Annotated in this window: 7 protein-coding genes; 2 read left to right on the plus strand and 5 right to left on the minus strand. The window is 60.3% G+C overall.

The window, feature by feature from the left end; genetic code table 11:
- Window positions 1-113: 113 nt before the first annotated feature.
- The 4 genes from GEU01_RS23420 to GEU01_RS19405 form a co-directional block, all read right to left on the minus strand.
- Window positions 114-839: a tyrosine-type recombinase/integrase gene (locus GEU01_RS23420; RefSeq protein ID WP_019087382.1), complete on the minus strand. Its 726-nt coding sequence runs from the start codon at window positions 837-839 to the stop codon at window positions 114-116.
- Between the two features lie 253 nt (window positions 840-1,092).
- The gene (locus GEU01_RS19395) at window positions 1,093-2,094 is read right to left on the minus strand and encodes a zinc-binding dehydrogenase (RefSeq protein WP_019087383.1); all 1,002 of its coding nucleotides are present in this window, start codon (window positions 2,092-2,094) and stop codon (window positions 1,093-1,095) included.
- A gap of 15 nt (window positions 2,095-2,109) precedes the next feature.
- A complete protein-coding gene (locus GEU01_RS23425; RefSeq protein ID WP_198284504.1) occupies window positions 2,110-2,613 on the minus strand; it encodes a GNAT family N-acetyltransferase in 504 nt (167 codons plus the stop codon).
- A complete protein-coding gene (locus tag GEU01_RS19405; protein WP_019087384.1) occupies window positions 2,600-3,163 on the minus strand; it encodes a TetR/AcrR family transcriptional regulator in 564 nt (187 codons plus the stop codon). The genes GEU01_RS23425 and GEU01_RS19405 overlap by 14 nt, the downstream gene beginning before the upstream one ends.
- 110 nt (window positions 3,164-3,273) lie before the next feature.
- On the opposite strand from GEU01_RS19405, the gene GEU01_RS19410 reads away from it, so the two are divergent.
- Window positions 3,274-3,879 (plus strand): glutathione S-transferase family protein, encoded by a 606-nt coding sequence (locus tag GEU01_RS19410; RefSeq protein WP_019087385.1) that lies wholly within the window; start codon window positions 3,274-3,276, stop codon window positions 3,877-3,879.
- Window positions 3,880-3,957: 78 nt separating this feature from the next.
- On the opposite strand, the gene GEU01_RS19415 is transcribed toward GEU01_RS19410, so the two are convergent.
- Entirely contained in the window at window positions 3,958-4,608 is a 651-nt protein-coding gene (locus tag GEU01_RS19415; protein WP_019087386.1) for an efflux RND transporter permease subunit, read from the minus strand.
- A gap of 101 nt (window positions 4,609-4,709) precedes the next feature.
- Between GEU01_RS19415 and GEU01_RS19420 the strand changes: the two genes are divergently transcribed.
- The coding region (locus tag GEU01_RS19420; protein WP_019087258.1) for an IS110 family transposase at window positions 4,710-5,046 on the plus strand (337 nt) is incomplete at its 3' end.

Below are 5,046 nucleotides of genomic sequence, written 5' to 3' on the forward strand. Positions count from 1 at the left end.
GAACCTATGACGATATCGTTGATATCGCCTGCCATGCCTGGAACCAGCTCGTCAATCAACCATGGCGCATCATGTCAATCGGACTGCGCAATTGGGCTCATGGGTTATAGCAATCAACGGTTGGTATGAGGCCCCACACGTCTGGTGATCGAAGCAGCCCGCGCGGCATCGACAACCACACGATGGAGCTGCCGTGTGCTGATGGGCCTCATGGTGTCCTGGCCGGGAAAAAGCCAGCCACCGGAATGCATCACGCCCTGCTGGCGTCCGGCCTTCCACCACTCCCGCAGCAGGGGCAGAAGGTCTGCCGGAAGCATGGCGTTGCGATATCGTCCCCCTTTGCCCCGTTCGACCCTGAGCAGCATGCGCTCGCTGTCGATATCGCTGATCTTGAGAGCGGCGACCTCGGCCACCCGCAGGCCTGCCCCATAGGCGACCGACAGGGCGGCCTGATGCTTGAGGCATACGGTCGCGTTGAGCAACCGGGCAACTTCATCGCGGCTCAGCACGACGGGCAGGTTGCGGGGCTGCGCTACCCGGACCAGCCTGCGTGCAAGGTCGGGGCGGTCGAGCGTCTGGGTGAAGAAAAACCGCAGCGCCGACACGATGGCATTCATGGTCGGTGTCGGCATGCCCGCCGCGTTCTGCGCAATCTGGAACTGGCGCACATCCTCGACTGTTGCCGTGTGGGGTGAGCGGCCCAGAAACGTGGCGAAACGGCCGACATCGCGAAGGTAATTGCGCTGCGTCTCCCGGGAGAACCGCCGCACCGCCATGTCATCAAGCAGGCGCTGGCGAAGGGGACTGATTGCAGCAATGCACAGGGACTCTGTCATCATCCGGCTCCTTCTGGTGGGAAGAAGCCAGAGTGCTTGGCCCGATCAGGACAGTTCCAAATAAAACAGATCGCTCACGCCGTGGTGACAGGCCTGCACACCGCACCAATCCCGCGCAGCGGGTTCGTTCTACCCCCCCATTGCCGCCATTAGTCTACGCTTCGAAACCCCTGACAGCCCGAAGTCAGTCATCACACAGTTTGGACACTCCACTCGCGTGCATCGCTGAGCGCCCAGTCGCGTCGACATGACGGCTTCAAGCCTCAATGCGCACGAGAATCTTTTTCCCTTTAATGCGCCCGTGCTTCAGGGCGGAGAGGCTTGCCGGCAGGTCATCGAACGCTGTGACAATATGCTGCTGGAGGTCCAAGGCACCAATCCCGACTGCGGCGAGCAAGTGCGCTCCGGCCTGACGCCACTCCCGCCAGTCCTCCGCCGTCGCATGGCCGTGCGCGCTGTTCAGCGCGACTTCATGCAGGGATAGCGCCGTCGTGAACGGCGGCATTGGAGGCGATTCCAGCCGATCCTGAATGCAGACCAGATGCCCATTATACCCCACCAGCGACGCCAGACCGCGTGCATACGCTCCGTTCGTGGTGTCGAATGCAGCAAAGAGGCGGCGCGGCCCGAGTGCTACGGTCAATTGCGCATGCCAACCCTCATCGCGATAATCGAACATACCGGCAATACCCAGCGCCAGCAGCCGATCGCGATGAACCGGCGACGCGGTCGCCCAGACACGCCAGTTCCGACGCAATGCCAGTTGCATCAGGATCAGCGACACAGCGCCGCCAGCCCCGGTCACCAGCACATCCCGGTTCGGCATATCCGGTACCTTGGCGAGCGCCTGCCACGCCGTCAGCCCCGGACAGGGAATTCCGGCGGCGCTCTCGTCGCTGACACCGTCGGGAACGACCAGCGCACAATCAGCGTCTATGGTCGTATACTCCGCGAAGCTGCCCGGTTTACCGAGCCCCTGATGATATGCGACCCGCGTTCCCAGAGGGATACCCACGCCGTCGCCGACCTCCGCGACGATTCCGACACCGTCCACGCCCGGCACATGCCCCGGCCTCCATCCGTCGGGACTGGCGGCAATGACTTTCCAGTCAACGGGATTGAGTGCGATCATGGTGTTACGCACGACGATCTCACCCGGTCCTGGAAGCACGGCGACCCGCTCCTCGAGCAAAAGCTGCTCGGGCTCGCTCGGCTCTTGCCAGGTCCATGCGCTGTATGTGTGTGCTGACGGGGTCATCCCTGACGTCCCCTTTCACGCTGTAAAAGCAATGTCGGCCGCTCCCCGAAGCGGAGATTGCCCTTCAGGGAATATCCGCATTTCTCTGCCACCCTGCGGGATGCCCCATTTTCCGGCGCCATGATGCAGACCGTGCGGTCCACGCCGCGCCCGTCCGTCCGTCCATGCCAGAGCAGCCCGAAGCGCTTCAGTCGCAAATCCTTGGCCATGCGCCCAGCGCGCCAGAACCCATCCTGCCTCTGGCACCGCGCCCAAAGGCGGCTCGACGGGGCGCTTCAGATCAGCGAAGCCGACATCGCCGACATAGCGGCCATCCGCTTTCGTGCGGACGCACCAGTATCCATATCCCAGGATATCCCAAAGGCCCCGATAACGGAGAAAGCGAAACCAGCTTTCCTGTTCCGACGATAGAACACCGCTGATGTGACGAACGACATCCGGATCGCTCCACATCGCGTGCAGATCATCGAAATCCGTCGGCTGATGGAGCGAGAGACGCAATCTCTCAGTTTCGATCACACTGGTCTCCCTTCCCGATCACCAACACACAGGCACGTTCCACAGCATGCCGGAGCGGTTCCATGTCGCCCTCGGTCGTGATCCAGAGCGTTGCCCCTTCGAGTTGCGCAAGGGTATCCGCTGCAACGGACGCCGGTTCGGAAATCGTCCCGGCTTCCAGAATCCCGGTCATCGCATCGCGTAATCGCGCGAAAAACGCCCGTACCGCTTCCTGAGCGTCCGGCATCTGCGCCGTCACGCCATAAGCGAGATGCAACCCCACGCAGCGCCCCCGTGTCTCGAACGTCTCCGCAATCCGCCCGATCAGCGTCCGCCAGGCAGCACGCCAGTCCGCCGCTGGATCCGGGAGATCGGCCAGCACGTCGTCGAGCGTCAGGGCCAGCACTGCTGGCACCAGAGATTCCTTCGACGGAAAGCGTGTGTAGAGGCTTTGCGGACGCAGACCCACGCGATCGGCCAGATCGCGCATGGATGCCCCTTCGTAGCCATATTCGCGAAACAGTTCGCGGGCTTCAACAACAATCCTGTGGATAGGAACGGGTTCTCTCATTTCGCCTTTGACTCACGAACAGTCGTTCGCCACAGTAGAGCCCATGGCGCTGCCGGGCAAGCTCCGTCTGTCTCCTGCCCTCTTAATTTCCAATCACAGGACACTCCGTGATGCTTCTCTATGATCTGGACGTCTCCGGAAACTGCTACAAGATCCGGCTTTTCGCGGCCCTGACCAATACGAAGCTGGACCTTGTTCCTGTCGATCTCGCGGCAGGTCAGAACCATGATCCAGATTTTCGGAAACTGAACCCGTTTGGGGAAGTGCCCGTCCTGGTTGATGGCGACCTCACACTCCGGGACTCCCAGGCCATCTTGGTTTACCTTGCCGGTCGGCTGACAGACCGCAGCTGGTGGCCAGAAGACGCTATGTCACAGGCCACCATTACACAGTGGCTTTCCGTGGCGTCGAGCGAGGTTCGCAACGGCCCCAATGCCGCCCGTCTGATCCGGAAATTCGGTTACCCCCTCGATATGGGCACCGCCATGCGCTGGACCGACCGGCTCCTGCCGCTGCTCAATGCGCATCTCGAGACACAGGACTGGTTTGCGCTCCGCCGGCCTACAATTGCCGACTGCGCTCTCTTTCCCTACCTCGCACTGGCACCCGAAGGCGGTATCAGCCTTACCCCCTACCCGGCTCTTACGCGCTGGTTCGATCGCATCTGGACTCTACCGGGTTTTATCCCTATGCCGGGTCTCTACGGAGATTGCTGAGGCATGAAGGCAGTTCCTGCCGTCTTGAGGTCACATCACAGCAACATGTGCAGAAAGCAAACATCTAAGCGGGAAACATCAGCCATGTTCGGCATGAATCGTCCCCAATGACTTCCTCGGCCACAGAGTATACAATGCTGGCAGAAAAAGGAGTGTCAGCACGGTACCGGCGGCAGTTCCGCCAATCAGAGTAAATGCCAGTGCTCCCCAAAAAATCGACTCAGTCAGTGGAATGAATGCCAGGACTGCCGCCAGGGCCGTCAGGATGACAGGGCGTGCCCGTTGTACAGTGGCTTCGACAACTGCATCGGAAAACTCCATGCCGTCCGCCAGATTAGTGTGGATCTGACCAATCAGAATCAGCGTATTGCGCATCAGGATGCCTGACAGACCGATGAGACCAAGGATCGCATTAAACCCGAAGGGCTGGTGAAACAGGAGAAGCGTGGGAACCATTCCGATGAGGCCGAGAGGTGCCGTCAGAAAGACCATCGTCATCGCCGATAGAGATCGGGTTTCGACAACGATAACCCCGAGCATGAGCAGAATCATGATCGGAAAAATCGGTGCCATTGCTGCGTTGGCCTTCGCGGACTCTTCGGTATTACCTCCCGTTTCAATACGATACCCTTCTGGAAGTGTCGTTCGCAAAGGCTGCAGCACCTTCTCCAGTCGCGCGGCGACCTCGGGCGGCTGAAGCTGATCATTGATATCCGCCTGCACGGTCATCGTCGGAATGCGATCTCGCCGCCACAGAACTGATGGTGTGGACGGCTCCCTGTGGTCCTGAGAGGATGCTGAGGAGTTGAATGTCAGTGAAGGAAACCATCATGCGTCAGTTGGTCCGTATCGGCATGGATACCTCGAAAAAAGTGTTTCAGCTCCACGGCGTGGATGCCGAAGAGCGGGTTGCGCTAAGCCGGAAACTGAGCCGACATCAGATGATCCGGTTTTTCGAGAAACTGCCGCCGACAGTGATTGGCATTGAAGCTTGTGGGGCTTCCCATCACTGGGCCAGAACCCTTGGCGCGCTCGGCCACGAAGTGAGGCTGATGGCGCCACAGCTTGTCAAACCTTACGTCAGGCGCAGCAAGAATGATGCGGCAGATGCCGAGGCCCTCTGTGAGGCGATGAGCCGTCCAACCATGCGTTTTGTGCCAGTCAAGA

The organism is Komagataeibacter europaeus LMG 18890, from assembly GCF_000285295.1.
Lineage (GTDB): Bacteria > Pseudomonadota > Alphaproteobacteria > Acetobacterales > Acetobacteraceae > Komagataeibacter > Komagataeibacter europaeus.

Excerpts from the sequence above, each read along its gene's own strand:
- GEU01_RS19415 (WP_019087386.1), bottom strand. The coding sequence starts at position 4,608 with ATGACCGTGCAGGCGGATATCAATGATCAGCTTCAGCCGCCCGAGGTC.
- GEU01_RS23420 (WP_019087382.1), bottom strand. The coding sequence starts at position 839 with ATGATGACAGAGTCCCTGTGCATTGCTGCAATCAGTCCCCTTCGCCAG.
- GEU01_RS19410 (WP_019087385.1), top strand. The coding sequence starts at position 3,274 with ATGCTTCTCTATGATCTGGACGTCTCCGGAAACTGCTACAAGATCCGG.
- GEU01_RS19395 (WP_019087383.1), bottom strand. The coding sequence starts at position 2,094 with ATGACCCCGTCAGCACACACATACAGCGCATGGACCTGGCAAGAGCCG.
- GEU01_RS19405 (WP_019087384.1), bottom strand. The coding sequence starts at position 3,163 with ATGAGAGAACCCGTTCCTATCCACAGGATTGTTGTTGAAGCCCGCGAA.